The sequence below is a fragment of the Streptomyces sp. NPDC055243 genome (assembly GCF_044544025.1).
In the GTDB taxonomy this organism is placed as follows: domain Bacteria; phylum Actinomycetota; class Actinomycetes; order Streptomycetales; family Streptomycetaceae; genus Streptomyces.
In genome coordinates, this window is the sequence record NZ_JBITWR010000005.1 from 76,766 (window position 1) to 102,399 (window position 25,634).

The following is a 25,634-nucleotide window of genomic DNA, read 5'->3' on the forward strand; positions in this document are numbered from 1 at the left end:
CAACACGCCTCAGGCCGTGCCCGGCAGCAGGACGGAGGAGTCCGGTTCCAGCTGGGTGCCGAAGCCGTCCACGACGGCGAACCGGTCCAGGTCGACGACGGCGATCCGATGGGTGCCCAGCAGAGACACGTACGCCAGTGGCCTGCTGGGATGGAGCGATACCGCGGACGGAGTGCCGTCGAGGTCAAGGGAGCGGATCGGCCGCAGACCGGTGCTCCATAAGGTCAGGGTGTTGGCGACGATGTCCGTCACCAACAGCCGTTCGTCATCGATCGTGTAGACCCGCAACGGATCGCCGCCCGTCTTCCTGGTCCGCCGGACCTTCATGGTGCGGGCATCGACGGCCACCAGCGAGGAGCTCTTGCGGGCGCCGACGAACAGCGTCTTCTCGTCCCGGCTCAGACAGCTGCTCTCGGGCAGCTGACCTGGGGTGACCAGGACCGGCGGGACGGAGGCGTCGTGGGGGCGCACGAGGCTCACCGTGTGGGACAACAGCCCGGTCACATAGGCCCGTTCGCCGTCGCGGCTGAGCGTGAACAGATGGGTCTTCACCCCGTGGGCGGGCACCGCCCGCGTCGGGGCCAGGTCGGTGGCCGGGTCGTCGAAACCGAGCAGCACCGCCTTCTCCTCGCTCAGGGCGTACAGCCGGTCCTGCCGGTCGATGCCCACGCCGTGGATGCGGTTGAAGGGCCGTGTGTCGATGGTCCGGGCCAGTGACCGCGTGGCCAGGTCGATGACGAAGACGGCCGAGCCGCCCGCGCCGACGGTGGACGCCATGCGCACGCCGTAGTGCCCCACGTAGGCGAAGCGTCCGCGTGAGTCGACGACCATCTCATGCGGGTAGTCCGGCAGTTGGACCGTCTGCCGGCGCTGCCCCGACGCGGCGTCGTAGAAGCTGACCGCGTGGCTGCTCTTCTCCACCACCACCAGGATGTCGTCCTGTGCCGCCCGGGAAGCACCTGAGGCGGGCGTGGACAGCCCGCTCGCCAGCGCCCCGGCGCCCACCGCCTTGATCACCGTCCGACGTGTCGCCACAGTCCCGTACTCCGCTCTCTCGACAGCCCGCCATCGACAGCGGCGAGGAAGCTTCCCTCGCCGTCTGCTGCCCCACTGTTCCCGACCGCCCCAGTGGGCCGTCAACAGTGCCGTAGCGCCGTCTCGCCGCACAGGAAGATCCGGAGAGGGGCTGTCACGCGGGGCGCAGGAGCCTTGTGGCGTAGAGGAAATGCGCCGGACCGGCTCGTTCTGGGGGCCGTCGGAGGAGGACGGTGGAGGCAGGGCGTACCGATCGCGATGAGCTCCCCTCCACGGCCGGTGCAGCCCGACCATGGGCGCCGGCGAGGCGGGACTGCGCCGGCGCCCATGGGGGAGGGGCAGGGGGCCGCTGCCGTCAGGAGAGGAGGTGGGCGGCGCGGGCGAGTCCCTCAAGGGAGCGGCGCTGCTCGTCCGTCCACTGCCTTGCCTGCTCGAGGTGTGTGGACACCACCCCGATCAGCGCGCCGTCCCCGGCGGTGATCGGTACCGAGACGCACGCGCCGACGCCGGCCTCCTCCAGCACGTCCAGCGCCGGGGTGCCGAGGAAGAGCGGGCTGGCGGCCACTTCGTCGACGAGGACGGGCTTGCGGTCCTGCGCGGCCACTCCGCAGGCGGACTCCCGGTCGGCCACCGTCTCGAAGAAGGTCAAGAACGGTTGGCGGAAGCCCTGTTGGGCCACGATGCGCAGCACGCCACCGTCCGGCTCGTACAGCTGGGCGTTGCCCATCGGCGCCCCGGTGATCTCGAACGCCGCCGACAGCGCTGCCGACACCACGGACATCCGCAGGTGCCGATCGCTCTCCGCCAGCGGTGCCGTCGCCAGTTCCTGCACCATCCGCAGGCCCTCCACGTCCCCGCACAGCTCAAGCGGGCGCAGCACCGCGCTGTGGGCCCGCTCCACCACCAGATGGCTGCCCGCAGCGGTGGCCCGCCTGCGGGTGTCCAGGAGCAGGGCCACGCCGGCCGTACCGCAGAACGTCACCCGGCTCAGGTCCAGCAGGATGCGGCGGCCGGGCTGCTCCAGGGCGCGGTCCAGCTCGCGGGCCAGGAGCGGTACGGAGGCGATGTCCAGCTCACCGGCCACGCGGACGGTGAGCCGGCCGTCCGCGCTCGCGACGCCGACCCGCACAGCCCGCGACGACGGGGGCCACTCCACGCCCACCCCGCCCGCGCATCCGCTTCCCTGGCCCATGTCCGGCCACGGTAGGGCCGACGCCACCTGCGCCGGGAGCACTTCATCCGGTCGGTCTGCCCCGGCACCCGTTCAGTCACAAACGGACAGTCTCGCCGCGGGAATCCATCGCTGAACAGGGAAGCGACGCACGTGTCATCCCCTCTAGGGTCAAGCGTGCGAAGAGCTCGACCTCCCGTCCCGCACCGCTGCCGCTCGCTTCCCTCCTGGCAAGGAGCCGACATGGAGTACCCGGATCTCTCCACGCTGCCCGTGGAACTGCAGGAGGCCGTGACGGCCAACGGCTCGCTCAACGTCTTCCGGATGCTGATGCACTCACCGGCCCTGGCGCCCGGCGTCCTGACGCTCGGGGACGCCATCCTGCGGCGGAACGCGCTGCCGGACCCCTTGCGCGAACTCGCCATCGTGCGCGTCGGTCGCGTCTGCGGAGCGGCCTACGAGGTCCACCACCACGAGAGGATCGCTCTGCTCGTCGGACTGGGGCAGGACGCGCTCACCGCCGCCGCGACCGGCTCGGCCGGGCAGCTCCCCGGCCCCGAAGCCGCCGTCCTGGCCGCCACGGACCGGCTGCTGGCCCGGCACACCCTCGACGATGCCGAACGGGGCGAGCTGCTGGCCTTCTTGACGATCAATCAGCTCGCCGACCTGGTCATCACCGTGGGCTTCTACCAGCTCATCTGCGGCTTCCTCAACACCTTCGAGGTGGCGGTCGAGAGCCAAGCGCCCCAATGATGCGGGCGCGGCGGAGGCCGGGGGAGGAGCCTGCCGCCGCCCCGCTGTGGCGCCTCCGTCACAGATGGCGGGGCGGATTGTTGCGGATGGCCGAGCGGCGGGCCCACAGCGCGCAGGCAAGCAGCACCAGACCGGCGAAGCTGTAGGCCCACGCGTTGGTGCCGCCCCTGGCCGCGCCGACCGCCCAGGCCAGCGTCCACACGGAGAGGAGGACGCACAGCGCTGTCCAGGCCTGCGTCCACATCCCGTTGCGCGCGGCGAGACGGTGCGGAGTGCCTCGTTCCATCTCGCCGATGTCGGGCGAGCCACCATGCTCATCACGAAGGGTCATACATCGCCGTGTGCCCCCGACTCGGTGGGCGAACCACCCGTGCGCCGCACAGGGCGGAGACGGGCACAGCGGCCCCGCCGCTGTGCCCCGCCGTGGAGCGCCGCGTCAGTCTCCCCGCTTGCGGCCCCTGGAGGAATCGTTGCCGCCCCCGCGGGGATGCCACAACCGCAGCCACACGTCGCGTGCGTGGCGCCCCGCCTCCGTACGGCTGCGCGCCACCATCTCGCGGGCCTCGTCGGGCGTCTCGACCATGGGTCCTGAACCGCGCAGCGGCCGGCCGGCCGTCTCGTGCAGGAAGAACGTCGCGACCAGGCCGATCGCTCCGGCCACCATCAAGTAGAAGGCCGGCACCAGGGTGTTGCCGGTCTTCTCGACCAAGAAGGAGGCCAGCAGCGGGGTGGTTCCGCCGAACAGGGAGACGGAGATGTTGTAGGCGATCGACAGCGCGCCGTACCGCAGACGGGTGGGGAACAGGGCCGGCAGGGTCGCCGCCGCCGTGCCGGCGAAGCAGACCAGCAGCAGACCGAGGATGGCGCAGCCGAACGCGGGCAGGAGGATGCCGCCCTCCCGGATCAACAGGAACGCGGGAATGGCCAGGGCGATCAGCGCGATGCTGCCGCCCATGAACATCGGGCGTCTGCCCCACCGGTCGGAGCTGCGCCCCACCGTGGTGATGGCGAGCGCCACCAGGAGCATGGTGCCGAGCACCAGCAGCTGAGCCGTCGTGTCGCTCTCGCCCAAGGTGACCGTCATGAACGTGGGCAGATACGACGTCACCATGTAGTTCGTGACGTTGTAGAGCAGCACCAGACCCATGCAGATCAGCACCGCCTGCCAGTGCCGGGTGAAGATCTCCTTGAGCCGTCCCTTGCCGGACTGGCGGGCCTGCTCGACGGGATCGTCCTCGCCACGCTCGGGACCCGCCTCCCGCTCCGCCGCGGCGGAGGCCGCCTCCTGCTGGAAGGCGGGCGTCTCCTCCAGCTTGAGCCGCATGTACAGGCCGATGAGCCCCAGCGGGCCCGCGATGAAGAAGGGGATGCGCCAGCCCCAGCTCTCCAGGCCGTCCGACCCGAGGGTCAGCGTCAGGACCGTCACCAGGCCCGAGCCCAGGGAGTAACCCACGAAGGTCCCGAAGTCGAGCCAGCTGCCCAGGAAGCCGCGCCGCTGATCGGGGGCGTACTCGGCGATGTAGGTGGTGGCACCGGCGTACTCGCCGCCCGTGGAGAAGCCCTGGACCAGTCGGCACAGGAGCAGCAGCAGCGGGGCGGCGAACCCGATCGAGGCGTACGAGGGCAGCAGACCGACGGCGAACGTGCTCGCCGCCATCATGATCATGGTTGCGGCAAGGACCTTCTGCCGGCCGATGCGGTCGCCCAGCGGCCCGAAGACCAGGCCGCCCAACGGACGAACGAGAAAGGCCGCGGCGAACGTGGCGAAGGTGGCGACGACCTGCGCGCCGGGCGAGCTGGACGGAAAGAAGACCTTGCCGATCGTGCCCGCCAGATAGGCGTAGACGCCGAAGTCGAACCACTCCATGGTGTTGCCGAGCGCGGCGGCCGTCACCGCGCGCCGCACCTTCGGGCGATCCGAGACCATCACGTCCTCGGCGCTCAGCGACTTCTTCCGGCGGCGCAGCAGCGTGCGCGCCATGCGGTCGGTCGCCGAACGCGAGGTACGCGTCGATTCCGTCTCCGGTCCCCGGGGCCGTCGGGGCGTTCTGTGCGGCAGGCCTTTCACCATGAAGCTTTTCTCCTCTTGCCTGAGAAAAAGCCGTGTCGCCGCAAAATTAGGCTGATCAAGAGAGACCGGCAAACGCAGGGAATCAGACCGAGGCGGCGGTGCGGGCCCGCAGCACCTCGCCCATCTTCTCCGCGCGCCAGCGGCGGAGCAGGTCGTGGAAGGCGACGGCACCGTGCGGATAGGCCGTGGGGCCGTTCGGGCGGCCGCGGCCCTCGCCGTTGTAGTAGCCGGGGGTGCACTCGGCGTGGAACCACGCGTGGTCGGGGGCGCCCTGCGCGCAGACATCGACCCAGGCGTCCTCGGCCTCGGGGGTGGGCTCCACGAGGGCGCCCTTGTCCTGCGCGGCGGCGACCAGGGCGGCGGCGTGCACGGCCTGCTCGTCCAGGACGTGCGTGAAGTTCACGCTGCTGGCGTTCTGCAAGGAGCCCATCCGGATCAGGTTCGGGAACCCATGGCCGGTGAAACCGTGCAGGCTGCGCGGGCCCCGCTGCTTCAGGGCGTCCAGGAGCTGGATGCCGTCGCGGCCGGTCACGGGCAGCTTGCCCGAGGTGATGCCCGACAGGCCCACCGAGAACCCGGTGGCGAACACCAGGCAGTCGACCTCGTACTCCACTGCGCCCACCACGACGCCGCGCTCGGTCATGCGCTCGATGCCGTGGGTGTCGGCCGTGTCCACCAGGATGACGTTGTCGCGGTTGAACGCGGGCAGATACGTGTCGGAGAACGTAGGGCGCTTGCACGCGTACCGGTACCAGGGCTTGAGCGCCGCGGCGGTGGCCGCATCGGTGACCTCGGCGGCCACGCGAGCCCGGATCTCGTTCATCGTCGCGTGGTCGGCGATCTCGTAGGCGGCCTCGAAGTCCGGCTCGCCGTCGCGGCGGAAGCTGGGCAGGAGCTTCTCCAGCAGGCCGGCCGACTCCGTCCAGCGATCCGCGACCAGATCCCGCCCGGCGTGCTCCCCGGAGCAGATCCGCAGGAAGTTCTCCCGGCGCTCGGCCGCCCAGCCCGGCCTTCCCGCGCCGACCTGTTCCGGCGTCATGGGCTGCTGGCCGCGCACGTCCACGGCGGAGGGAGTGCGCTGGAAGACGTAGAGGTGACCGGCGTCCTCGGCCAGCTTCGGGATGACCTGCACGCCGGTGGCACCGGTGCCCACGACGCCCACCCGCTTGCCCGCCAGTCCCTTCATGCCGCCCTCGGGGCTGCCGCCGGTGTAGCCGTAGTCCCAGCGCGAGGTGTGGAAGGTGTGGCCCCGGTAGTCCTCGATGCCGGGGATGCCCGGCAGCTTGGGCTCCGAGAGGGTGCCCGTTGCGGTGACGACGTAGGTGGCCCGGAACGCGTCGCCCCGATCCGTGGCGACCACCCACTGCTCGACCGTCTGATCCCAGGTCAGAGAGGTGACGGTGGTGGAGAACAGGGCGTGTTCGTACAGGCCGAACTGCTCGGCGATGCGCACCGCGTGCCGGCGGATCTCCTCGCCCGGGGCGTACTTCCACCGGGGTACGTAGCCGGTCTCGTCCAGCAGCGGCAGATAGACGTGCGACTCGATGTCGCAGTGGATGCCGGGGTAGCGGTTCCAGTACCACGTGCCGCCGAAGTCGCCGCCCTTGTCGATGACCCGCACCTTCGTCACGCCCTGCTGACACAGACGCGCACCCGCCAGGATTCCGCCGAACCCGCCGCCGACGACCGCGACGTCCACCACGTCGTGCAGCGGCTCGCGCTGCGCCACCTCGCTTGCGTACGGGTCGGCGGCGAAGTAGCCGAACTCCGCCTCCGCGGGCCGGTATTGGCCCGTTCCCTCGGGGCGTACGCGACGTTCGCGCTCGATGCGGTAGCGCTCGCGCAGGGCGACGATCTCCTGCGGGGTGGGCTGCGTGGCGCGCTGCGGCAGGGGCATGGTGCTCGGTCCTCTCGTGGGGGAGGTGGGGGAGGTGGGGGAGACGCGGAGGCGCCGCGCGGGCGGGATCGGTGCCCTCGCTGGGCGCCCCGTGCGGTCCCAGGTACCGTAACCCAGGAACCGGACAGTGTTGTCCGGTTGGGGTGGGTCGCCCCATGCCCCGCCTGAGCGCCGCGACTTGGCCCTGCCCGAGCGCCACGACCCGGCCCCGTCCGAGGGCCACGACTTGAAAGGCCCGCGATGCCCGACGTCACCCCCGCATCCCCCCTGCGCGACTGGCTGGCGGAACCCACCGCCGGACACGTCCTGCGCGGCCTGCTGGCCGCCCAGGGGCAGAGCGAAGAGGCCCTTGCCCCCGCCCTCGGCCTGCCGCTGGAGCAGCTCGTGCAGATGTCCGGCGGGAAGTTCCCCCCGGAACTCGTGGACGCGCTGGTCACCGCCGCCGAGACCGGGCAGATCCCCGACGACCTGCCGACCGCGCCGCCGGACGGTGCCGCCACGCCCGCCCAGCCCGAACCGGGCGTCGAGACCGGCACCCCCGAGCCGTGGACCGAGCAGGTCACCCCCGGCCGCTTCGACGGCCAGAGCGTCGTCGTCACCGGGGCCGCCTCCGGCATCGGCAAGGCCGTCGCCTCCCGCATCGTGCGCGAGGGCGGCCGCGTCATCGCCGTCGACATCTCCGCCGACGGCCTCGCCACGCTGGCCGCCGACCTGGGCGAGGCACTCGTCCCCGTCACCGCGGACATCACCGCACCCGCGTCCGCCGACACGGTCCTGGCCGCGGCGGCCGGCCGTGTGGACGCCCTGGCGAACGTCGCGGGCGTGATGGACAACGACGCCGCCGTGCACGAAGTCGACGACACCACCTGGGAACGCGTCCTGCGCATCAATCTCGACGGACCGATGCGCCTGATGCGCGCCCTCGTGCCCGGCATGCTGGCTGCCGGCCGCGGCCGCATCGTCAACGTCGTCTCCGAGGCGGCCCTGCGCGGCTCGGCGGCCGGCGCCGCCTACACGACCTCGAAGCACGCCCTGGTCGGCCTGACGCTGTCGTCGGCCTACCAGTACGCGGGAACGGGCGTACAGATCAACGCCGTTGCCCCCGGCGCGGTCGCCACCGGCATCCCGATGCCCGCCCCCGCCCCCTTCGGATCGGCCCGCACCGCGAAGATGCGCGTGGCGATCCCGAGCCTGGCCCGGGCCGAAGAACTGGCCGCCTCGATCACGTTCCTGCTCAGCAGGGACGCGGTGAACATCAACGGCGCCGTCCTGCCCTCCGACGGCGGCTGGTCGGCCGCCTGACCTGTCCGGCGAGGGCCTCGGGGCCCACGCGCCCGGCGCCACCGTCGGCACCCCGTCTCCTGCACGTCACCCCGTCCGAGCTGTCGTCCGGACGACCGGAAGGAGCACCTCCACCGCATGACCGCCCACCGCCCACCCCACCCCCGCACACCCCGCCACCGTCCCCGCACCGTCCTGGCGATCCTGGCCGCCGGTGGCCTGCTGGCCCTGACCGGATGCGGCACCCAGACCACCGCCGCGCCCGCCGCGCCCGCCGCGCCCGCCGCGTCCGCCTCGCACCCCGCACCGCCCGGCGAGGGCAGGACCCTGCGCGCCACGCAGGTCGCGCACGTGACCGACCCTCACCAGGCCACTGGCAGAACCCTGCTGGAAGGCCCGGTCCTGGACGAGGACGGCGACCTGTACGTCGTGGACGTCACCGCGCCGGCAGGCGAGCCGAAGGTCATCTCCGTCGACGTGACCACCGGAAAGCACAAGGGCGTCTACACCGACAAGACCGGCGCCTACACCTCCGCGCAGCTCAGCCCGTACGACGGCCGCCTCTACCTCACCGACTACACCGGGTCCGTCGTCAGCATCGAGCCGGACGGCTCCGACCCGCGCACGTTCTTCTCCGGCGAGATCGACGGCTCCGCCACGAACCTAGACGACATCGCCTTCGACGACGAAGGCAACCTGTACGTCAGCGATCTGCACGGCATGAAGCCCGGCGAGGCCACGGGCCGCATCGTGCGCATCGACCGCGACGGCGCGAAGGCCACCGTCCTGGCCGACGGGCTCGCCCACCCCAACGGCGTGATGTTCGACCCGAAGCTGCGCGGTCTGTGGATCAGCGAACTCGCCGAGAACACCGTCTCCTACCTGCTGCTCGACGCCGACAAGACCACCGTGACCTCCCAGCACGAGGCCATCCACGTCGACGCGGGCGTGGCCCAGACCGACTCCATCGCCGTGGACGCCGACGGCAACCTCTACCAGGCCCTGCACGGCCGACCGGCCATGGCCGTCTACAGCCCCGACGGCGAACGGCTGGCCACCGTCGAACTTCCGGCCAAGGCCGCCAAGGGCCTGGAGTCGGCGACCAACGTCGCCATCACTCCGGGCGGCACGAAGGCGTACATGACCGTCAGCGGCCCCGACGGCGGGTACGTCTTCCGGTTCACCGCACTGGCCCAGGGCATCCGCCAGTCCAACGGCGGCTGACGCTCACCCCTCGTCGACGACGGTCTCGACCGGGCGCAACGGCCCCACCTCGACGCCGAGCAGGCGCCAGGCCGCCATCGCACGACGTTCCCGCTCCTCCGGGGTGGGGCCGCTGACCGCCCCGGAGACCATCGCGACGGCGAGCATGACGTCGTCCACGGACAGCCGATGGCCGGCGGGCAGGCACCGGGACAGGACGGTGCGCACGCGCCCGGCCAGCACCCGGGCCAGCTCACCGTCCCCCCGCGCGTCCCGTATGCGCAGCAGGTCGACGAACGCCGTCGAGCGGGTCAGATGCCAGGTGACCACGCCCAGCACAGTCGCCAGACTCGCGTCGGCCTCGCTCTCGGCCTGCTCGACCTGCTGGACGTTCTCGTCCAGGACGGCGCAGGTCAGTGCGTCGCGGTCGGCGAAGTGCCGGTAGAGGCTGCCCTGCCCCACTCCCGCGAGGCGGGCGACGGCCGACAGCGGGGCGTCAAGCCCCTGCTCGGCGAACACCTCACGGGCGGCGGCGACAAGGGCGGCACGATTACGGGCCGCGACCCGCCGCCCTTGATTGGCTGGACGGACGACGCCATCGGCACGACCGCGCGCCACGCCAGCCGAGCCCTGCTCGGCCGACTGCGGGCCCTGGGGCTCGGAGGGAGTGGTCACGCTGGAAGGGTAGTACGCCCCTTCTGCCCGGCTGGCCTCCCCGGCGCCCGTGAGTGGATCATCGTGCGGGCCTGAGGACTGAGCATGGGGTGCTCTCACCCGTCGCGCGTCATCTCGGCGGTGATGGCCCACCGCTCGTGGTCCCGCCACTGGCCGTTGATGAACTGGAAGGCGGGGGAGAAGCCCTCGCGCTGGAACCCCAGGCGCTTGACGAGGTCGAGTGAAGGGGTGTTGTCCGGCTGGATGTTCGCCTCCAGCCCATGCAGCCCCAGCTGCCCGAAGGCGAACTCGACCACGAGCCCCAGCCCCTCGGTCATGTAGCCGAGGCCGGTCGTGGAGGCATAGGAGGTGTAACCGAGGGCGCCGCTCTGAAGGCTGCCCCCGAGGATGTTGTTGATGTTGACGCCGCCCACGATCGCACCGGTGTCGTGGCGGCAGATCACAAAGCCCTCGTGCGTGGGCTGATCGAACAGCTCGAGGGACAGCTCGAAGGCCTCTGCGGTCATCTCACCGGCGCCCAGCCAGCGGTGGAGCATCTCGGCGCTCTTCCGGCGCAGCGCGCTGAGCTCTTCATAATCCTGACGGCGGATGCGGCGTACGGCCACGCGCGGGCCCTGCCGAAGGTAGCTGATGGCTGTCATCCCCAGAGGGTAGGCAGGCGCTCGGCGCCGCTGGCTGGATCACCCGACACACGGCCGTAGTCCCCCTGTCGTAATCCGCCTGCATGGTTGATCGTTGGGCCGTCGGAATCAGCCGTACACCGAACAGGGGGACGACCTATGACCATCAACCGCAGGGGACTGCTCGGGGCGGGCGCGGCGTTGGGGCTGTTGAGTGCGTGTGGCTCCAACAGCGGCCGGGACGACGGTGGTTCAGGGGACGGGCCGAAGCTGTCGCAGTGGTATCACCAGTACGGCGAGCAGGGCACCGAACAGGCCGTGAAGAAGTACGCCGCCGCCTACAAAAAGGCGAACGTCACCGTCCAGTGGCGGCCCGGCAACTACGACGAGCAGACCGCGGCCGCCCTCCTGACCGACTCGGGCCCCGACGTCTTCGAGGTCAACGGACCCAGCCTCGACCAGATCCAGGGCAAGCAGGTCGCCGACCTCACCGAGCTGTTCGAGGGCGTCAAGGACGACTTCAATCCGGCCGTCCTCGCCCCCAAGACGTACGACGGCAAGATCTGGGGCATCCCGCAGGTCATCGACATGCAGATGCTCTACTACCGCAAGAGCCTGCTCGCCGACGCCGGTGTCCGGCCGCCGAAGACGCTGGACGAGCTCGTGGACGCCGCGAAGAAGCTCACCTCCCAGAAGACCAAGGGCCTGTTCCTGGGCAACGACGGAGGCGCCGGCGTCCTGGGCGGCACGCCCCTGTACGCGGCCGGCCTCGAACTGGTCACCGCGGAGGGAGAGGTCGGCTTCGACGACCCGGCGGCGGCCCGTACCCTCGGCAAGATCCACCAGTTGTACGCCGACAAGTCGCTGCTCCTGGGAGCGCCCGCCGACTGGTCCGACCCCTCGGCCTTCGTCCAGGGGCTGACCGCCATGCAGTGGTCGGGCCTGTGGGCGCTGCCGACCGTGCAGAAGGAACTCGGCGACGACTTCGGCGTCCTGCCGTTCCCGAAGGACGGCGCCGCGGGCAAGCCCTCGGTGCCGGTCGGCGCGTACGCCGCCGCGGTCAGCACCCGCAGCAAGCACCAGAAGGCCGGCAAGGACTTCCTCAAGTGGCTGTGGATCGACAGCACCGACCGGCAGGAGGACTTCGCGCTCTCCTACGGCTTCCACATCCCGGCCCGCGTCTCCTTGGCCAAGAAGGCCGAGAAGCTCAGGAAGGGCGCGGCGGCCGACGCCGTCCGCTACACCACGGACCACGGACAGGCCGAACCCCTCCTGTGGACCCCGGCCAGCCGAAGCGCCTACCAGGACGCCCTGAGCCGCATCATCAAGGACGGCGCGAGCCCCGACGAAGAGCTCAAGAAGGTCGTCCGCAAGGTGTCCGCCGAGCTCGGCCGGGTGAAGAAGAAGTCGTGACCACCGCAGCCCCTCGCGAACAACAGGCAAGCGGGCGACGGAAGGTGTGGGGGCATCAGAACCGCACCCTGTGGTTCTGGGTGTTCGTCGGGCCCTTCCTGCTCGGCCTGGGCGTCTTCACGTACATCCCCCTCGGCTGGAGCGTCTACCTCAGCTTCTTCGACGCGCACAACACCGTCACCCCGGACGACTTCGTCGGCTTCGGCAACTACACGGCGATGCTGCGGAACGAGGCGTTCACCGACAGCCTGTGGACCTTCCTCGTCTTCTCGCTCTTCATCGTGCCCGCGACCTACGCGCTCTCCCTCGCGCTCGCCCTCATGGTCCACCGCCAGCGCCGCGCCCAGGCGTTCTTCCGCTCGGTCTTCTTCCTGCCCGCCGCCTGCTCCTACGTGGTGGCCGCCCTCATCTGGAAGATGTCCATCTTCAACGGGGTGCGGTTCGGGCTCGCCAACACCGTCCTGGACTGGTTCGGCGCCGACCAGATCGCCTGGCTGTCGACCACCGACCCGCCCTGGTACTGGGCCGTCATCGTCACCGTGCGGCTCTGGCTCCAGGCGGGCTTCTACATGGTGCTCTTCCTCGCCGGCCTGCAGCGCATCAGCCCCACCCTCTACGAGGCGGCGGCCGTGGACGGGGCGCGGCCCGGCTGGCAGGTCTTCCGCCACATCACGTTCCCCCAGCTGAAGGCCACATCGGTGGCGGTCGTACTGCTGCTGGTCATCAACGCCTTCCAGGCATTCGACGAGTTCTACAACCTGCTCTCCGACTCCCGCGGCTACCCGCCCTACGCCAGACCGCCCCTGGTCTACCTCTACTACACGGCGCTGGGCCAAGGGCAGAACCTCGGCCTGGGCAGCGCGGGGGCCGTGCTGCTCGCCCTGATCATCGCGGTGGTGACGGTGGGCCAGGCCAAGTGGTTCGGGCTCGGCAAGAAGGAGGCGGAGTGAGAGACGACTCCCGGGTCAGGGCGGGCCGCGCGCTGCGGCTCTCGCTGCTGATCGCGCTCGCGCTGCTGTTCCTGATCCCCTTCTATCTCCTCGTACGCAACGGGCTCTCGGCCGAGAGCGACATCACCTCGCCAGAGTGGACCTTCTTCCCCTCCACGCTGCACTGGGGGAACGTACAGGAACTCTTCGACGACACCTCCGTACCCTTCGCACGCTCCCTGCTCAACTCCTCGCTCATCGCGGTCGCGACGACGCTCGGCACGCTGCTGCTCGCCTCGCTCGCCGGCTACGGCCTGGCCCGCATCCCCTACCGCCACGCGAACAAGGTGTTCTACGCGATCCTCGGCACGCTGATGGTCCCGGCCTCGGTCACCTTCGTACCGACGTTCGTCCTGGTCTCGTCCCTCGGCTGGGTGTCGACGCTGCGCGGACTGATCGTCCCGACCCTGTTCTCCGCCTTCGCGTGCTTCGTCTTCCGGCAGTACTTCCTCGGATTTCCCCGGGAGTTGGAGGACGCGGCGCGCGTGGACGGGCTCGGATACTGGCGCACGTACTGGCGCGTGGTGGTGCCCAACTCCCGGCCGGTCTTCGCGGCGGTGGGCACGATCGTCTTCATCGGCGCGTGGAACTCGTTCCTGTGGCCGCTGGTCATCGGCCAGGACCGCAACGCGTGGACGGTGCAGGTGGCCCTGTCGTCGTTCACCACGTCACAGGTGATCAGGCTGCACGAACTCTTCATCGCGGCCGCCGTGTCGATCGTGCCGCTGCTCGTGGTGTTCCTGTTCTTCCAGCGGTGGATCGTGGCGGGGGTGGAACGGTCGGGCATCGACGACTGACCGCGTCGCGTACCGGACCGCTGCGGGCGTCGCCGTTCAGCGGAAGGGGCCGTCGTGCGCGAAGGCGTGGGCGGCGAAGCGTTTGCCCATCCGGTGGTACGCGGCGGCCGTGGGGTGCAGGCCGTCGGATAGATCGTCCGCCTCGTCCGGGCCGAGCAGTTCGCGGCCGTCGAGATGGTGGAGGTGGGGATCGCTTGCCCGGCGGGCGGCCACGATCCGTTCCAGCTCGGCACGGACCACCGCCAGGGACAACGCCCCGGCGGCCACCTGCTCCGGGTCGCCGAGGGCTACGACCTTCCCGTCCGGGCCCGTCGTCGTCGGGCCGGGAGTCTCCTCGACCGCCGGACAGCTCACCGGGGACATCAGCAGCAGCGGGGTGTCCGGGTGCCCGTCCCGGATCGTGTCCAGGAACCCGTGCACCGCCGGGCCGAACGTCCGCAGCCGGAAGGCGGCCAGGCTCACGATGTTGATGCCCACCTTGAGGCTGATCAGGTCGGCGGGCAGATCGCGGATCGTCCGGGCGACATAAGGGTCCAGCAGCGCGTTGCCCGCCTGGCTGAGGTTGATCACCTCCACTCCCGCGAGTGCGGCCGCCACGGCCGGCCAGGTGCCGGTCGGGCCGTCGGCCTCGATGCAGTGGCTGATGGAGCTGCCGTGGTGAACCCAGCGGCGCCGACCGTCGGGCAGCGGCGCGAGCACATCGCCGTCGGCGCGCAGGGCCACCAGTTCCGTGGGGGTCTGCTGCGGCAGCCACAGCTCGACGGTCTTCATGCCGGCCGGTAGCCCGGTGTACCGCACGGTTCCCGGGTCGCCCGGGATCAGTCGCTGCTCGGTCCCGGGTCCCGCCATCCGCAGCACGTTGCCCACCGGCGCTCGGCGGCGCTCGGTCAGGACGCCGTCCACCAGCAGATCCAGCATGCCGGTCGGCCGGGGGTGAGGATCGCCGTCGAGCTGGCCCGTGGAGGTGAGCACGTCGAACTCCAGCTCACGCGCGTCCGTGCGGAACACCAGCCGCACGCCGGAGGGCATCACGGTCACTCCGTAGACGGAAGGGTTCTGATACTGCTCCGTGGTCCACGCGGGCAACCGGCGCGGCATCACCCCCGTCGGCGTGCTCTCCAGATCCAGTGCGCCCCGTATCTCCACAGGACCGCCCACCAGAGGAACCACCCGCATCGCCACCGCCACCCCTCGCCGTTACGAACCCACTGATCATCGACCTCGGACGACGATCGATCAACCCGCCGGCCACGATGGCGAGCCGCGCCGGTCGCGGTGCCGGTCGCGGTGCAGCGGCGGGCACCCCTTGGCCGACCCCAGAAAGAAGATCATCATGGGGGGATGTCTGAGAACCCATCCTTCGCGGCATCGCCCGCGGTCCGGCTCCCTCGGTACACGAAGACGGAGCAGGACGAGATACTCGGCGCCGGCGATGACCCCTTCGGTGTCGCCGCGACCGGATTGGCCTGGCTGCCGAAAGAAGAACACTTCGGCATCCGCCACGGCGGCCGGCTCGTGGCCCACGCCGGACTGCGACGGCTGCCCGCGGCGATCGGCGACGTCGAGACGGAGGTCGTCGGCGTCGGTGGAGTCGCCGTCGCACCCGACATGCAGGGCCAGGGGCTCGCTCGGCGCGTGGTCGCAGCGGCACTCGACCACGCCCGCACGATGGGCCCTCAGTACGCCCTCCTGTTCTGCCGGTCCCCCCTCGTGCCGCTGTACCAGCGCATCGGATGGCATCCGCTCGACCAGGACGTACTCGTCGAGCAACCCGGGGACCGTGTGGTGACCATGCCGCTGCGGACCATGATGACGCCCCTGCACGACACCGCGTGCCCGCCGTCGGAACCGCTGCGTCTGTTCTCTCTCCCGATGTGAGGGTCCTGTGCTGCCCCGGTGCTCGTTCTCGGGGAATGGGGAGGTGTCGACGACCCGGGCGCCGAAGTGCGGGCGTCCTTCGGACCAGCTCTTTCAACTCTCCGGTAGCGTCACCGTATGAGTCATCCACACCCCGAGCTGAAGCCTGCCCCGCCGCTGCCCAAGGGAGGCCTGCGGGTCGTCGCCCTGGGCGGCCTTGGCGAGATCGGCCGCAACATGACCGTCTTCGAGTACGCCGGCAAGCTGCTCATCGTCGACTGCGGGGTGCTGTTCCCCGAGGAGAACCAGCCCGGCGTAGACGTCATCCTTCCCGACTTCACCTCGATCCGGGACCGGCTGGACGATGTCGTGGCCGTGGTGCTCACCCACGGCCACGAGGACCACATCGGCGGCGTGCCCTACCTGCTGCGGGAACGGTCCGACATCCCCGTCGTCGGGTCGAAGCTGACGCTTGCCTTCCTCGAGGCCAAGCTCAAGGAGCACAACATCCGGCCGCGCACGGTGCGGGTGCGCGAGGGCGACCGGCGCGCGTTCGGTCCCTTCGACTGCGAATTCGTGGCGGTCAACCACTCCATCCCCGACGGGCTCGCCGTCGCCATCCGAACGGGTGCCGGGATGGTGCTCCACACCGGTGACTTCAAGATGGACCAGTTCCCGCTGGACGACCGGATCACCGACCTGCGGGCCTTCGCCCGGCTCGGCGAGGAGGGCGTCGACCTGTTCCTCACCGACTCCACCAACGCCGAGGTGCCCGGCTTCACCACCTCCGAGCGCGAGCTGAACCCCGCGATCGAGCAGGTCCTGCGCACCGCGCCGCGACGGGTCATCGTCTCCAGCTTCGCCAGTCACGTCCACCGCATCCAGCAGGTGCTCGACGCCGCCCACCAGTACAACCGCAAGGTGGCCTTCGTGGGCCGCTCGATGGTCCGCAACATGGGCATCGCCCGCGACCTGGGCTATCTGAAGGTTCCCAAGGGCCTGGTCGTCAGCATGAAGGAGCTGGAGAAGCTCCCCGACAACCGCATCACCCTGGTGTGCACCGGATCCCAGGGCGAACCGATGGCCGCACTGTCGCGGATGGCCAACCGCGACCACGTGATCCGCATCGGCAAGGGAGACACCGTTCTCCTCGCCAGCTCGCTGATCCCCGGCAACGAGACGGCGATCTACCGGGTGATCAACGGGCTGACCCGGTGGGGCGCCAACGTCGTCCACAAGGGCAACGCCAAGGTGCACGTCTCGGGGCACGCCAGCGCCGGTGAGCTCATCTACTGCTACAACATCGTCAAGCCCCGCAACGTCATGCCCGTGCACGGCGAGTGGAAGCACCTGAAGGCCAACGCCGATCTGGCCATCCGCACCGGCGTCGACCCCGACCAGGTCGTCATCGCCGAGGACGGTGTCGTCGTCGACCTCGTCGACGGCCGCGCCTCCATCACCGGCAAGGTGCCCGCGGGCAACGTCTACGTGGACGGGATGACCGTCGGCGGCGTCACCGAAGCCTCTCTGAAGGACCGGATCACGCTGGCCGAGGAGGGTGTCGTCACGGTGGTCGCCATCGTCGACGCCGACACGGGAGCGCTCGCCGAGGCCCCCGACTTCCTGGCCCGCGGGTTCGTCCACGACGACGCCACCTTCGAGCCGGTCATCCCGGTGATCGAGAAGACGCTGGCCACCGCGGCCGAGGAAGGGGTCGGCGACGCCCACCAGCTCGAACAGCTCATCGCGCGCGCCGTGGCGAACTGGGCGTTCCGCACGCACCGCCGCAGGCCCCTGATCATCCCGGTCATCATCGACGCCTGACCACGCGCCGGTCCCGCCGCCCAGAAACGCCCAGGAAGGTGAATGGATGAGCATGCGCTTCGAGGAGATCGACTGGCGGCCGACAGCGATGGGGGACATCAGCCTGCGGCGGCGGCGGGACCCGGCGTCGGGCGACGATGTGTACGAGGTGAAGCTCGGGGACGAGTTCTTGATGTCGAGCCTCTTCACCGCGGGTGAGATCGCCCTGACCCGGCTCGGCCTCGAGCAACTGCCGGACACCGAACTGGATGTCGCGGTGGGCGGCCTCGGTCTCGGCTACACCGCACGGGCCGTCCTCGACGACCGGCGGGTGCGTTCGCTGACCGTGATCGAGGCCCTCGGTGAGGTCATCGAGTGGCACGAGCGCGGATACGTGCCGCTGGGCACCGGCCTGTCGACGGACCCCCGATGCCGCTTGGTCCAGGGCGACTTCTTCGCGCTGGCCGGCGACGGCGGCGACGGCCTTGATCCTCAGGAGCCGGACCGTCGCTTCCACGCGATCCTCCTCGACGTCGACCACTCGCCCCGCCATGTGCTGCACCCCAGCCACGCGGCGCTCTACGAGCCCAAGGGGTTGCGTGCCCTCGCCCGGCGGCTGCACCCCGGAGGCGTTTTCGCCCTGTGGTCGAACGACCCGCCCGACGCGGAGTTCACCACCGTGCTCGCCGAGGTCTTCCCGAAGACGGCGAGTCACGTCGTCGATTTCCCCAACCCCCTGCAAGGCGGGACCGCCACCAACACCGTGTATGTGGCGGGCTAAGGGCGCTATATGACGGCGCTTCAGCATGCAGCCCCGAGGTCGAGTTCGAGACTGCTTTGCACGAGAAAAGCGACCCGCCGCGGCTGGGAAGCGAAAGATGAGATCCTGGCCGTCGTCGTCCAGGGCTGAGCCCCGGACGCATGGCGCGCCGGGGCTCACAGCGGACGAGACGGGATGCGGCCTAGTACGGGCCGTTCACGTTGTCGATCGAGCCGTACCGGTCGGCCGCGTAATTGCAGGCGGCGGTGATGTTGGCGACCGGGTCGAAGCTGTCCGTCGACGTGCCGGGCACGTGGTACGCGGCGAATGTGGGGTCGATGACCTGCAGGAGCCCCTTGGACGGGGTTCCGGCGGCGGCGTTGGAGTCCCAGTTGTTGGTGACCGTCGGGTTGCCGGAGGACTCGCGCATGATGTTGCGGTGAATGCCCTCGTAGGTCCCGGGGATGCCGTGCTGGGCCAGCACGTCGAGCGATTCCTTGATCCAGCCGTCGAGGTCGTTCGTGTACGTCTTCTTCGCCGGGGCGGCGGCGGGCTCGGCGGCCGTGCGCTCGGAGCGGTCCGCCCGATCGGCGGACGCCCTGGAGGCGGCCGACTTCTCCGCGTCCTTGGCCTGGGCCTTCTCGCCGATGGTGAGCTTGAGACCGGGGTGGATCAGCCCCGGGGCCTCACCGAGGACGCTGCGGTTGTCCTCGTACAGCTCCTTCCAGCTGCCGCTCTGGGAGTGCTCTCGGGCGATCTTGGAGAGGGTGTCGCCCGCGACGACGACGTAGGTCTTCGGCGCTGCGGCGGGCTTGGCGGCCGGGGCGGCCTGCGCCGCGCTCGCGGCGGTCGCGCCGAGCACCGGGAGAACGAGAACGGCCCCGCCCGTGCCTGCGGCGGCGATGCCCCGGGTGAGCTTGCTGGACTTGGGGCGGCGGTGCTTTCCCTTTGCGGGCATGACGAATTCCTCTCCGTCGCCTACGAGGTGAGCTGTCGGGTTCGGACGGGAGATGTCCGGTCGCACTGGGCGTGCGACTTCACCCCGAGCCGTTCCGGAATCCGGACCGGCGGCTTACCTGGGTCCCCCGCTCCTGCCGTGCGTAAGTGAGTGAGTGGGTGGGAGGGATTCCGGACAGCGGCAGGATTCGGCGTTCCATCCGGATTGATGGCGACGTTAAGCGAGAAGGCTGGCGAGGAACAAGACACGAATTCGCATAGGGAAAGCGAGGAGCCCTTCCCCAATGATCAAAATCCCTCACGCGCTTTGATCAAATAGCCCAACTTTCCTTGCGTAGAACGAAACCGCGCTCAGCGGCTCCCGGGCTCACAAACATTGGTGTGACTCGTTTCACTGAATGAGGGATGGGTTGGGAATGCGGCGCGATGGCGTATCAGAGTGCACCATTTCGCACGAGTATTGAGCAATGCAGGCAGGGCTTTATAAACGCCGCCAATGAGCTGAAGAAGTAGCTTTCTAACGCAAAGATGGACATCTCGCCTGCCTCTAGGGGAGTCCCACCCTCCCAGGGCCGCCCATGCGCGGGTCCACCGCGACCGCGGCCTCCCGGAAGTGGCGCAGGAACGCCATGCCCTCGATCTGCTGGAGGTGACTCAGGAAGGCTCGATCGTGATCGCGTTGGTTAAGGTAGCGGGCCGCGACCGGCAGGCCGGGAGGCTGGGAGGCCGGGAGGCTGGGAGGCCGGGAGGCCAGGCAGCGAAGGGCAGGCTCTCGTGCGCACTCTTTACGTTGTCACCCACCCACAGGCGACGCACCACGTCGAGGGAGTCGTCGGCGGATGGCACGACTCCCGCCTGACGCCCACCGGCGTCCGCGCGGCGGCTTCCATCGCCGAGGCGCTTCGGGGCGTGATCCCGGACGGCGCCGAGGTCGACCTGTTCTCCTCGGATCTGCAGCGCACCCGGCAAACCGCCCAGGAGGTAGCCGAACTGTTCGGCGTGAAGCTGTTCCTGGACCGCAGGCTGCGGGAGAAGTCCTACGGTGCGGCAGGGGGAAGGCCACAGGAGTGGCTGGACCGGCGTTTCGTCCCGCCGCCGGCTGTCGGGGAGCGGATGGACCATGACGAGGGCGTGGAGGGTGCCGAGACGAAGGCGCAGTGGGCGCAGCGCATCTACGCGGCTATGGATGAGATCCTGCGGCGTGCGCGCGAACACCAGATCATCGTGACGCATGGCGGCTCACTGACCTTCGTCGTGGCGTCCTGGATCAAGATGCCGATCGAGTCGGCCAGTTACGCCAGCTTTCGGGCCCCTCCCGGCAGCATCACCACACTGCGCGAGGACGACTTCTTCCACAACCGCCAAGTCGTCAGCCTTGGCGACACGCGCCATCTCGACTCCGCGTAACCGTGAACCATCGCCTCGGCTGCATCGACCAGGCCGCTTCAGCAAGATCCTGTCACGAGCTCATAGCGGTGAATCAGGTCCCGCAGTTCGACATCCTCGTGGGCGTGGCGCGTAACGGCATTTTGACTCGCTGAGGCCAACCGGACGAGCCCTTGTCACAGGGCTGCCTACGGGGCCGTGCGCGGCGGCCGCGGTACTTCCACCTTCGAGGGCCGCGAGGCCGGCCTGGATCTTGGGTGTGGCGGTGGGAAGTGCAGGGGTACGAGGGGTGGAGCGGGAAGACATTCGGCGTCGTGCACGAGGAACTGCCCGCCTACGACCTCTCCCTCGGCTTGGCCGGGCTTCCCCACCGCTGGAAGGCGTACTTCGAGAACCTCTACCACCTGGTCCGGGAGATGCCCGCGGAACAAGGCCGGTCACAGGCACCGCTCTGGCGGCAGTCCAGCTGACTGGGCGGCGCGAGAATAGGGCGGTTCTGTCGCTCCATCGGCGCCGGGATAGGCTCTTCCTATGATCCTCCCGTTCCTCTTGGGCGTGGCCGTCCTGCTCACCGTCGCCGCCGTGGGCGTATGGGTGTGCTTGGAGTTCTGCAAAGAGCTCCGCAACCGTAGGCACACGCCCGTCGGGCCCGACGCCGGAGGCCAGTAGCCCGCACCGGACACTCGCGCGTGGCGGCTGCACGTCCGCGATCCCGGCCTCAGACCACCGGCGCGACCCTCAGGCGCGGCAGCGCAGCATTTCCAGCGGGGGATTGGCGTGGAAGTCCGCCCAGTGCTCCGCGCCGAACTCGCGCACCCCGGCTTCGGACACCGACAGCGGCACCCAGGCCAGGTCACTGAACCCGGCCGCCTGAAGGCACTTCTCGTAGACCTCGCGGCGCGGCAAGTTGGCGACGAACGAGACCGGTCCCGGGTCGAGCAGCGCCGTGATCTTCACCTGCGGCCCCGTCCCGCCCTCGTCGCCGGTGAGCTCGCTGCGGAAGCCGTACTTGTCCGGGCCCGGCCCGTCGAAGCGGAAGTCGGGCGACTGGTTGAGCACGAACAGCTCACCGCCGGGCCTCATGTTCCGGTGGATGTTGCGGCACATGCGTTCCGTGGTGGCGATGTCCGCCGCGTAGCTGAACATCTGGACGGCCAGCGCGATGTCGAAGCGCGCGCCGAGTGGCCGCAGTTCGGCCACGTCGCCGACCTGGTAGCGCACCCCCAGCGGTTCGCGACCCTCTAACTGCTGCGCCACGGCGACCATTTCGCCGGAGATGTCGACACCGAGGACGTTGGTGGCGCCGCGCCGCTTGAACTCCCTGCTGTAGAAGCCGGTGCCGGAGGCCAGGTCGAGGATCGACCTGCCGCGCACGTCCCCGACCATCGCCAGGAAGCTGGGCACTGCTGCGAACTGCTCCAACGGAAGGGCCTTGAACCCTTCGTACGCCTCACCGATCTCGTCGTACTGCTGCTGCGCGCTCATGGTGATGTCTCCCTCCGGTACACCCGTGGGTGCCGCCCCCGTCGCCGAGGCATGCCGCGGCTCTTGCTCGGCAGTCTCCCCGGGGTCCGGCGGACCTCCGTACTGGCAGAAGCCACGAAGATCCGGGGTGCGTCCCGGCTCCACACACAAGCCGCGCCACGAGCCCGAAGGGGCCGCCACCTCCGGCGGCCCTTCGGGGCCCGATCAGACACGCTCAGGCCGTCAGGATGCCGGGACCGGCTTGGGTTCGCCGGGGTTGACCACCACGACGCCCTCACCCTCCAGCTTCAGCTGCACGGCCTCGCCCGAGCCGCCCTTCACCATCGATCCGACGCTCTGGGAGCGGTGCAGCGACGCGTGCAGCTGCGGGCTCCAGGCGACGACGGCGTCGGTGTCCACGTACACGGGCGCTTCCGGGGTCACGGGCAGCACCAGCGGGATGCCCGCACTGGTCAGGGCCAGTCGGCCGGCGCCGGTGAACGTGCAGTTGAACAGTCCGCCGCCCGCCATGCCGGCGCCCTTGACCGTGGTGATGTCGTAGTTCAGCGCGGCGTCGAAACACAGGACGTTCTTGCCGTTGACCGTCAGGCCGTGGCCGTCGTCCACGTCGACGAGGAAACAGTGCGCCGCGTCGGAGGCGAACCATGCCTCGCCCTCACCGCTGACCGTCATCAGGGCCAGGCCCTCACCGGTCACCGCCCGCTTGAGGAGGTTGCCCACGCCCTGGCCCTGCCGCTCGAACTCCAGTGAACCCCGCCAGGCGACCATCGTCCCCTGCCGGGCTCGCGCCTCGCCTTTGACGGCGTAGCGGACCGCCATCGCGTTTTCCTGCGTGAGCCCGGGGGCCGACGCGGGCTGGATGAGATTCTCGGGATCGAAGAGATTTCGCTGCATACGGCTCCGGGTGCCCCGTCAATTCGCCCTCAGCCGTGAAGAGTTGAGGGTATTGTCCCGCGCTCATGGTCAAATTCGTGCGCGCACGCGGGACGTGGGGTCGAGCGGCTCCGGGCGGCAGAAGCTATGCGTCGAGTCCGGCCCTTCTGGCGTCCTCGATCCGAGTTCTGCGGCCCCACGCGGTGAACGGCGGTCGTGCGTAGAGCAGTTCGTGCCCATCGGGACGGACGAGGACGCCACGGCCCCCGGGTCCCGGACACCACCACAAGGTGCCGTCGGGCCCGGTCATCGCGTGCTGGTAGCGCTGCCGGGTCGAGAGGACGAGCAGCGGGCACAGCCCGCCGTGCGGGTCGCGCAGGACGACCCCGACGCCCTTGAGGCGGCTGGGCGGAAACTGGTGGGCGCGCCGGGTCAGCCATGGACCTGCCGCCAGAATCTGACGCATCCGCGCATTCGCATACAGGCCGCTCGCCCCCAGCCCCAGGATCACGACACCGGCCGCGGCCAGTCGACTGCCCACCCCTTCCAGCCACTCGATGCCGCTGGCCGCTCCCCACCACGCCGCGACGACGCATACGGCGGTCACGAGGATGCCGAGCACCAGCCACCGCAGGGAACGGCTGCGATGACGAGCCAGGCCACGGGCGGTAACCGCAGTGTGCAGCGCGGGCGGACCCGCATGGTCCTCTTCGGGGACAGGAACGTGCTCATCGTCGACGGCACCCGGGCTCAAGCCGCCGGGGTCCGGTCTCGCCCGGCCTTCGTTGCGCTCACTCATCGGCTCTCCCAACCTGTGACACCACGCGGATTTCGAGGACCTCCCGGTTACCCGCTTGCGGGCGCGCCAGTCACCGCGACCACTCAGGCGTACGGTCCGACCAACCCCTGGCGCCCTGCCTGAGCTGAACAGCGAAAACAGATATATGGCCGCCGTTGTGACGTGTCGTCGCGCCGTCCGCGGGTACCTGCTCCGGCCTGGAGCCGAACGGTCAAGGAGGAGACATCGTGAGTGAACAGATACCGGCCTCCCCTGGCGAGGACGGCAGCACGCCTATTCCCAGGGACCCGCCCGACCAGCAGGCGACGGACGGGCCCGACGCCTGGGACCTGGACGTGGGCAAGGCGGAGGACGACAGCGGCGGCGACAGCGGCAAGGCGGCCGAGGTACCCGACACGGACGAGGGAGGCACCGCCAGGCGCGGCGAATCCCGTGCCCTGGAAGGCCACTCGGAGGAGCCGGTGCCGGACGAGCCCTCTGGGTGAGAAGACGATGACGGGAGCCCCTCACCAGCCAGGTGAGGGGCTCCCGGCCTTGTGGGGCTCGAACCGTCGCGCAGCCGTCACTCCAGAAAGGCTGCTGGTAAGTCTCGCGTGGAGGCTTCTCGCGGTGACAGCCGGATGTTGGGGAAATGTTGGAGCGGTACGCGAGGCTGCCTGAGCGGGAGCGAGTTGGGTCCGGCTTCGAGCCGGGACTCAGCCCTGCCCTGCCCCGCACATCTGGAAGCCATGGCCGTGGCACTGCTGTGGCCGTGGCGTACGAGCTCTCAAGAGAAGGCAACAAGTGACGAAGCACAGGATCGCCGCCCGTCTCGCCGGTATGGCCGCTGTCGGCGCCGTCGTGGCGGGTGGCACCGTGGCGCTGGCGCCGGCCGCGTCCGCGGTGGGCTCCAGCGCCTGCACGAAGAATGTCGCCAACTACTACTCCCAGACGGACACCACGGTGAAGTTCCGCACGGGCCCCGGGACCGGCTACACGGCCAAGGGCACGGTGGGCGAGGGCCGCCGCGTGTACGTCACCTGCACGGCGGGGGGCGGCAAGTGGGCCTTCCTGAAGGTTCTCAGCGGCCCGCACAAGGGAGAGAACGGCTGGATCGCGTACAAGTGGCTTGCTGTTCCCATGCAGACGAGCTGAGGAGCCGCCGAGTTGCCGAGTTGCCGAGCGCGAACCGCTCGGGCGTACGGCGCAGCGGGCGTACGGCGAAGTGGGCGTACTGCGAAGTGGGATGAGTAGCAGCGCGCCCTGAGCCAGCAGCAGTGAGGTCTCCGGTGGAGGGTTCGTCGACCTAGGCGAACCGGACACCGGAGACCTCGTGGTCGTGAGGCACCGCGTCGCTCTCACCCGGCAGGCAGCTCCGTGGCCTCCAGTTGACGCAGACAGTCGTCCCAGCGCTCACGCCGTTCGGCCGGGCTCTGCTCCCACCAGGCCGTGCCGCGTTCCCCCAGGCCGGTCTTCGCGAGCTGTACACGGGCTCGGGCCGCCTTCCGAGCGTCCTCGTCGTCACCCGCAGCGGCCACAGCCCGCCGGGCGGACATGAGGTGGTGAGTCAGGCGCTTCTCGACTTCGTCGGGCACGAGGGGGTCGGTGGCCCGCCATCGTCGACCCTTGATGATGATGAAATGGCCGTCCTCGGTGTACTGCGTGCTGTCTGTCGCCACGCAACCATCATGACCCGCCGCCGGTGAAGAGCATCTGGCACCGCGATGGCGTGGACCGACCGGGCGCCCCGCCCTTCCCTCAGGTTGCCGACCGGAATTGCGTGAGCGAGCTTGGTGAAAGCAGAGAAGGCTCTGGAGGATGCGCCAATCC

General features: G+C 69.9%; 27 protein-coding genes and 1 riboswitch. Of the genes, 14 read left to right on the plus strand and 13 right to left on the minus strand.

The features are described 5' to 3' along the window. Positions 1-9: 9 nt before the first annotated feature. Positions 10-1,035, minus strand: a complete 1,026-nt coding sequence (locus ACIGXX_RS16250; protein ID WP_351166498.1) for a YncE family protein — start codon at positions 1,033-1,035, stop codon at positions 10-12. Between the two features lie 355 nt (positions 1,036-1,390). Next, entirely contained in the window at positions 1,391-2,227 is an 837-nt protein-coding gene (locus ACIGXX_RS16255; protein WP_399976144.1) for an anti-sigma factor antagonist, read from the minus strand. A 222-nt stretch (positions 2,228-2,449) separates the two neighbouring features. On the opposite strand from ACIGXX_RS16255, the gene ACIGXX_RS16260 reads away from it, so the two are divergent. Further along, a complete protein-coding gene (locus ACIGXX_RS16260) occupies positions 2,450-2,959 on the plus strand; it encodes a carboxymuconolactone decarboxylase family protein (protein WP_366464200.1) in 510 nt (169 codons plus the stop codon). A gap of 58 nt (positions 2,960-3,017) precedes the next feature. Here ACIGXX_RS16260 and ACIGXX_RS16265 read toward each other — a convergent pair whose 3' ends face one another. The 3 genes from ACIGXX_RS16265 to ACIGXX_RS16275 all read right to left on the minus strand — a co-directional run bounded on the left by ACIGXX_RS16265 (position 3,018) and on the right by ACIGXX_RS16275 (position 6,927). After that, positions 3,018-3,290, minus strand: coding sequence for a hypothetical protein (locus ACIGXX_RS16265; protein ID WP_361468765.1), 273 nt, complete (start codon positions 3,288-3,290; stop codon positions 3,018-3,020). 105 nt (positions 3,291-3,395) lie between these two features. After that, positions 3,396-4,940, minus strand: a complete 1,545-nt coding sequence (gene proP / locus ACIGXX_RS16270) for a glycine betaine/L-proline transporter ProP (RefSeq protein WP_351166798.1) — start codon at positions 4,938-4,940, stop codon at positions 3,396-3,398. Positions 4,941-5,112: 172 nt separating this feature from the next. Further along, positions 5,113-6,927 carry a flavin-containing monooxygenase gene (locus tag ACIGXX_RS16275; RefSeq protein WP_399976149.1) on the minus strand — a complete coding sequence of 605 codons (1,815 nt, stop codon included), beginning with the start codon at positions 6,925-6,927 and terminating at the stop codon, positions 5,113-5,115. Positions 6,928-7,167: 240 nt separating this feature from the next. Between ACIGXX_RS16275 and ACIGXX_RS16280 the strand changes: the two genes are divergently transcribed. Both ACIGXX_RS16280 and ACIGXX_RS16285 read left to right on the plus strand, forming a co-directional pair. Continuing rightward, the gene (locus ACIGXX_RS16280) at positions 7,168-8,229 is read left to right on the plus strand and encodes an SDR family NAD(P)-dependent oxidoreductase (protein ID WP_399976152.1); all 1,062 of its coding nucleotides are present in this window, start codon (positions 7,168-7,170) and stop codon (positions 8,227-8,229) included. A gap of 117 nt (positions 8,230-8,346) precedes the next feature. Continuing rightward, positions 8,347-9,432 (plus strand): SMP-30/gluconolactonase/LRE family protein, encoded by a 1,086-nt coding sequence (locus tag ACIGXX_RS16285; protein ID WP_399976155.1) that lies wholly within the window; start codon positions 8,347-8,349, stop codon positions 9,430-9,432. A gap of 3 nt (positions 9,433-9,435) precedes the next feature. Here the strand turns inward: ACIGXX_RS16285 and ACIGXX_RS16290 are convergent, their stop codons facing one another. After that, entirely contained in the window at positions 9,436-10,029 is a 594-nt protein-coding gene (locus ACIGXX_RS16290; RefSeq protein WP_361468922.1) for a helix-turn-helix domain-containing protein, read from the minus strand. Between the two features lie 152 nt (positions 10,030-10,181). Continuing rightward, positions 10,182-10,727 carry a GNAT family N-acetyltransferase gene (locus tag ACIGXX_RS16295; RefSeq protein ID WP_399976158.1) on the minus strand — a complete coding sequence of 182 codons (546 nt, stop codon included), beginning with the start codon at positions 10,725-10,727 and terminating at the stop codon, positions 10,182-10,184. Between the two features lie 138 nt (positions 10,728-10,865). Here ACIGXX_RS16295 and ACIGXX_RS16300 point away from each other — a divergent pair, with 138 nt between their 5' ends. The 3 genes from ACIGXX_RS16300 to ACIGXX_RS16310 are packed head-to-tail and all read left to right on the plus strand — an operon-like array spanning position 10,866 to position 13,905. Next, on the plus strand, positions 10,866-12,119 hold the full coding sequence (locus ACIGXX_RS16300) for a sugar ABC transporter substrate-binding protein (RefSeq protein ID WP_351166513.1): 1,254 nt from the start codon (positions 10,866-10,868) through the stop codon (positions 12,117-12,119). Beyond that, entirely contained in the window at positions 12,116-13,069 is a 954-nt protein-coding gene (locus ACIGXX_RS16305; protein WP_351166515.1) for a sugar ABC transporter permease, read from the plus strand. The genes ACIGXX_RS16300 and ACIGXX_RS16305 overlap by 4 nt, the downstream gene beginning before the upstream one ends. Then, complete coding sequence (locus ACIGXX_RS16310; protein WP_351166517.1) at positions 13,066-13,905, plus strand: carbohydrate ABC transporter permease; 840 nt, start codon at positions 13,066-13,068, stop codon at positions 13,903-13,905. The genes ACIGXX_RS16305 and ACIGXX_RS16310 overlap by 4 nt, the downstream gene beginning before the upstream one ends. A 36-nt stretch (positions 13,906-13,941) precedes the next feature. Here the strand turns inward: ACIGXX_RS16310 and ACIGXX_RS16315 are convergent, their stop codons facing one another. Beyond that, positions 13,942-15,081, minus strand: a complete 1,140-nt coding sequence (locus tag ACIGXX_RS16315) for a lipase (protein WP_361468747.1) — start codon at positions 15,079-15,081, stop codon at positions 13,942-13,944. Between the two features lie 165 nt (positions 15,082-15,246). Here ACIGXX_RS16315 and ACIGXX_RS16320 point away from each other — a divergent pair, with 165 nt between their 5' ends. The 3 genes from ACIGXX_RS16320 (at position 15,247) to ACIGXX_RS16330 (ending at position 18,346) form a co-directional block, all read left to right on the plus strand. Further along, the gene (locus ACIGXX_RS16320; RefSeq protein ID WP_351166520.1) at positions 15,247-15,783 is read left to right on the plus strand and encodes a GNAT family N-acetyltransferase; all 537 of its coding nucleotides are present in this window, start codon (positions 15,247-15,249) and stop codon (positions 15,781-15,783) included. A 117-nt stretch (positions 15,784-15,900) separates the two neighbouring features. Beyond that, positions 15,901-17,586: a ribonuclease J gene (locus tag ACIGXX_RS16325; RefSeq protein WP_351166522.1), complete on the plus strand. Its 1,686-nt coding sequence runs from the start codon at positions 15,901-15,903 to the stop codon at positions 17,584-17,586. Positions 17,587-17,632: 46 nt separating this feature from the next. Further along, a complete protein-coding gene (locus ACIGXX_RS16330) occupies positions 17,633-18,346 on the plus strand; it encodes a spermidine synthase (protein WP_351166524.1) in 714 nt (237 codons plus the stop codon). 181 nt (positions 18,347-18,527) lie between these two features. On the opposite strand, the gene ACIGXX_RS16335 is transcribed toward ACIGXX_RS16330, so the two are convergent. Then, complete coding sequence (locus ACIGXX_RS16335; RefSeq protein ID WP_351166525.1) at positions 18,528-19,283, minus strand: transglycosylase SLT domain-containing protein; 756 nt, start codon at positions 19,281-19,283, stop codon at positions 18,528-18,530. Positions 19,284-19,287: 4 nt separating this feature from the next. After that, a riboswitch (cyclic di-AMP (ydaO/yuaA leader) is annotated at positions 19,288-19,442 on the minus strand. A 614-nt stretch (positions 19,443-20,056) separates the two neighbouring features. Between ACIGXX_RS16335 and ACIGXX_RS16340 the strand changes: the two genes are divergently transcribed. The 3 genes from ACIGXX_RS16340 (at position 20,057) to ACIGXX_RS16350 (ending at position 21,337) form a co-directional block, all read left to right on the plus strand. Further along, positions 20,057-20,689, plus strand: a complete 633-nt coding sequence (locus ACIGXX_RS16340; RefSeq protein WP_351166527.1) for a histidine phosphatase family protein — start codon at positions 20,057-20,059, stop codon at positions 20,687-20,689. Between the two features lie 293 nt (positions 20,690-20,982). Next, positions 20,983-21,138, plus strand: a complete 156-nt coding sequence (locus ACIGXX_RS16345; protein WP_351166529.1) for a hypothetical protein — start codon at positions 20,983-20,985, stop codon at positions 21,136-21,138. A gap of 61 nt (positions 21,139-21,199) precedes the next feature. Further along, on the plus strand, positions 21,200-21,337 hold the full coding sequence (locus ACIGXX_RS16350) for a hypothetical protein (protein ID WP_351166531.1): 138 nt from the start codon (positions 21,200-21,202) through the stop codon (positions 21,335-21,337). Positions 21,338-21,406: 69 nt separating this feature from the next. Here the strand turns inward: ACIGXX_RS16350 and ACIGXX_RS16355 are convergent, their stop codons facing one another. The 3 genes from ACIGXX_RS16355 to ACIGXX_RS16365 form a co-directional block, all read right to left on the minus strand. Beyond that, entirely contained in the window at positions 21,407-22,153 is a 747-nt protein-coding gene (locus tag ACIGXX_RS16355; RefSeq protein ID WP_399976169.1) for a class I SAM-dependent methyltransferase, read from the minus strand. A gap of 222 nt (positions 22,154-22,375) precedes the next feature. Beyond that, positions 22,376-23,047, minus strand: a complete 672-nt coding sequence (locus ACIGXX_RS16360; protein ID WP_399976172.1) for an AIM24 family protein — start codon at positions 23,045-23,047, stop codon at positions 22,376-22,378. Positions 23,048-23,171: 124 nt separating this feature from the next. Beyond that, a complete protein-coding gene (locus ACIGXX_RS16365) occupies positions 23,172-23,825 on the minus strand; it encodes a hypothetical protein (protein ID WP_351166537.1) in 654 nt (217 codons plus the stop codon). 227 nt (positions 23,826-24,052) lie between these two features. On the opposite strand from ACIGXX_RS16365, the gene ACIGXX_RS16370 reads away from it, so the two are divergent. Both ACIGXX_RS16370 and ACIGXX_RS16375 read left to right on the plus strand, forming a co-directional pair. Beyond that, positions 24,053-24,310, plus strand: coding sequence for a hypothetical protein (locus tag ACIGXX_RS16370; protein ID WP_351166539.1), 258 nt, complete (start codon positions 24,053-24,055; stop codon positions 24,308-24,310). Between the two features lie 298 nt (positions 24,311-24,608). Next, positions 24,609-24,959 (plus strand): hypothetical protein, encoded by a 351-nt coding sequence (locus ACIGXX_RS16375; RefSeq protein ID WP_361468731.1) that lies wholly within the window; start codon positions 24,609-24,611, stop codon positions 24,957-24,959. Positions 24,960-25,162: 203 nt separating this feature from the next. Here the strand turns inward: ACIGXX_RS16375 and ACIGXX_RS16380 are convergent, their stop codons facing one another. Further along, on the minus strand, positions 25,163-25,483 hold the full coding sequence (locus tag ACIGXX_RS16380; RefSeq protein ID WP_351166543.1) for a hypothetical protein: 321 nt from the start codon (positions 25,481-25,483) through the stop codon (positions 25,163-25,165). Positions 25,484-25,634: the final 151 nt, after the last annotated feature.

What these genes read in the sequence shown, in the direction of transcription:
- ACIGXX_RS16255 (WP_399976144.1), bottom strand. Translation starts at nt 2,227, where the DNA reads ATGGGCCAGGGAAGCGGATGCGCGGGCGGGGTGGGCGTGGAGTGGCCC.
- ACIGXX_RS16260 (WP_366464200.1), top strand. Translation starts at nt 2,450, where the DNA reads ATGGAGTACCCGGATCTCTCCACGCTGCCCGTGGAACTGCAGGAGGCC.
- ACIGXX_RS16265 (WP_361468765.1), bottom strand. Translation starts at nt 3,290, where the DNA reads ATGACCCTTCGTGATGAGCATGGTGGCTCGCCCGACATCGGCGAGATG.
- proP (WP_351166798.1), bottom strand. Translation starts at nt 4,940, where the DNA reads ATGGCGCGCACGCTGCTGCGCCGCCGGAAGAAGTCGCTGAGCGCCGAG.
- ACIGXX_RS16275 (WP_399976149.1), bottom strand. Translation starts at nt 6,927, where the DNA reads ATGCCCCTGCCGCAGCGCGCCACGCAGCCCACCCCGCAGGAGATCGTC.
- ACIGXX_RS16280 (WP_399976152.1), top strand. Translation starts at nt 7,168, where the DNA reads ATGCCCGACGTCACCCCCGCATCCCCCCTGCGCGACTGGCTGGCGGAA.
- ACIGXX_RS16285 (WP_399976155.1), top strand. Translation starts at nt 8,347, where the DNA reads ATGACCGCCCACCGCCCACCCCACCCCCGCACACCCCGCCACCGTCCC.
- ACIGXX_RS16295 (WP_399976158.1), bottom strand. Translation starts at nt 10,727, where the DNA reads ATGACAGCCATCAGCTACCTTCGGCAGGGCCCGCGCGTGGCCGTACGC.
- ACIGXX_RS16300 (WP_351166513.1), top strand. Translation starts at nt 10,866, where the DNA reads ATGACCATCAACCGCAGGGGACTGCTCGGGGCGGGCGCGGCGTTGGGG.
- ACIGXX_RS16315 (WP_361468747.1), bottom strand. Translation starts at nt 15,081, where the DNA reads ATGCGGGTGGTTCCTCTGGTGGGCGGTCCTGTGGAGATACGGGGCGCA.
- ACIGXX_RS16320 (WP_351166520.1), top strand. Translation starts at nt 15,247, where the DNA reads ATGTCTGAGAACCCATCCTTCGCGGCATCGCCCGCGGTCCGGCTCCCT.
- ACIGXX_RS16325 (WP_351166522.1), top strand. Translation starts at nt 15,901, where the DNA reads ATGAGTCATCCACACCCCGAGCTGAAGCCTGCCCCGCCGCTGCCCAAG.
- ACIGXX_RS16330 (WP_351166524.1), top strand. Translation starts at nt 17,633, where the DNA reads ATGAGCATGCGCTTCGAGGAGATCGACTGGCGGCCGACAGCGATGGGG.
- ACIGXX_RS16335 (WP_351166525.1), bottom strand. Translation starts at nt 19,283, where the DNA reads ATGCCCGCAAAGGGAAAGCACCGCCGCCCCAAGTCCAGCAAGCTCACC.
- ACIGXX_RS16350 (WP_351166531.1), top strand. Translation starts at nt 21,200, where the DNA reads ATGATCCTCCCGTTCCTCTTGGGCGTGGCCGTCCTGCTCACCGTCGCC.
- ACIGXX_RS16355 (WP_399976169.1), bottom strand. Translation starts at nt 22,153, where the DNA reads ATGAGCGCGCAGCAGCAGTACGACGAGATCGGTGAGGCGTACGAAGGG.
- ACIGXX_RS16360 (WP_399976172.1), bottom strand. Translation starts at nt 23,047, where the DNA reads ATGCAGCGAAATCTCTTCGATCCCGAGAATCTCATCCAGCCCGCGTCG.
- ACIGXX_RS16365 (WP_351166537.1), bottom strand. Translation starts at nt 23,825, where the DNA reads ATGAGTGAGCGCAACGAAGGCCGGGCGAGACCGGACCCCGGCGGCTTG.